The sequence below is a fragment of the Sinorhizobium sp. NG07B genome, from assembly GCF_002532005.1.
Taxonomy (GTDB): Bacteria; Pseudomonadota; Alphaproteobacteria; order Rhizobiales; family Rhizobiaceae; genus Sinorhizobium; species Sinorhizobium fredii_C.
In genome coordinates, this window is sequence record NZ_NWTD01000042.1 from 1 (window position 1) to 1363 (window position 1363).

The window sequence follows — 1363 nt, forward strand, 5'->3', positions numbered from 1 at the left end:
AACACCGCTCTGATGTCCGTTGTCAATGCTTTGGGCACGAGGAACCGACCGTCCAAACGAACGGCTGTTCATGATGATGATCGCGTATGGGTGGAGGCGGAACTGAAGGACGTCGGTGATCAAGCTCTGATGCGCGGGTTGGCTACTGCATTCCCGATTGTGCGTCCGGGGCTGTTCCGATCTTACTACGGGCGTCGGTCAATTGCCGGCCACAAAGCGTCTGACGGGTGTTCCCCTGCCGTTGTCCCGCCTCCGCCCATGCGCGAGGTGCAAGTTCGCTTCGGCGACTTATGATTTGATCGCCTGCGCCTCCCTTGCAACAGCCCACATGAAGCCGGTCAGCTCGCGGGCAATGGCGTGCAAACCACTGTCGTTCGCTTTCCCCGAGTGGCGAGCATTCGATATCGAGATGTCAGCCGGCTCTGAGCCTTCCATGCAATCTCTCGAACTTTCGATGGGGCTTGCTCCATGAGGTAGAGCTTTCTCGTGCCGACCTTCGGCGGATGCCGATAAGTCCAGGCGCTCTCGACCAGCATGTGCCGAACCCGACCGTTGCCGGCCTTGGTGATCGAGCCCCGTCTGACCGTCTCACCCGTTGATCGCTCACCAGGGACCAGGCCGAGATAGCCCATCAGTTGGCGAGGGCTCTCAAATCGGCTCACGTCGCCGACCTCCGTGGCGAATGTAACGGCGACGATCAGGTCGACCCCTCGCAGGGTCTGCAGCGCTCGAATGACCGGCGCCAGCGACCAGGTTGGGACGAACTCCTCGATCACCTTCTCCAGTCGTTCGACGCGCTCTTTCGAGACGCGCACCGCCTCGACCATTTCCTGCAACGCAATCTGATGCGCCGGATGATCGAACTGTTGCTCCTGCAGCCAGCGCAGGTATCGCATCGTCCAGCCCTTCTTGCGTGGATAGATGCGACTGTGTTTGAGCATAAAGGCACTGATCTGTTGTCGGTGAACCCGCAACGTCTCGACAGCAGCAGCTCGAGCGCGAACGAGGTCGCGCATCGCCTCATGGCCCTCATCAGGAACCCACACTGCCGTGAGCTCGCCGGCCCTCAATAGCCGGGCGAGCGCGAGGGCATCTCGACGATTGGTCTTTACTCTGTCGCCTGGCTTCCTGGGGATCAATGATGGAGCGACCACCACACATTCATGGCCAAGCGATCGGATCAATCGATGCAGGCCGTAGCCGGTCGGGCCGGCCTCATAGCAGAAATGCACGCGGTCAAACTTTGCGGCTATCCGCTGGATGATGCGGCGCATGCTGGCATCCGATGCGTCAACCTCACCCCAAAAGCGGGTCTCTCCCTCCCGGCCGGATTCAGCGACAGCGATCGCGTTCTTCAGTTTGG

The 1363-nt window shown here is 60.5% G+C and carries 1 protein-coding gene and 1 pseudogene; one reads left to right on the top strand and one right to left on the bottom strand.

Annotated features, from left to right (window positions below; all coding sequences use genetic code 11):
• A partial coding sequence (locus CO664_RS31070; protein WP_210201054.1) for a hypothetical protein occupies positions 1–294 on the top strand: 294 nt, incomplete at its 5' end.
• Here the strand turns inward: CO664_RS31070 and CO664_RS29975 are convergent.
• Positions 289–1363, bottom strand: a pseudogene (locus CO664_RS29975) (IS110 family transposase); the annotation flags it as partial. The gene CO664_RS31070 and the pseudogene CO664_RS29975 sit on opposite strands and share 6 nt — an antisense overlap.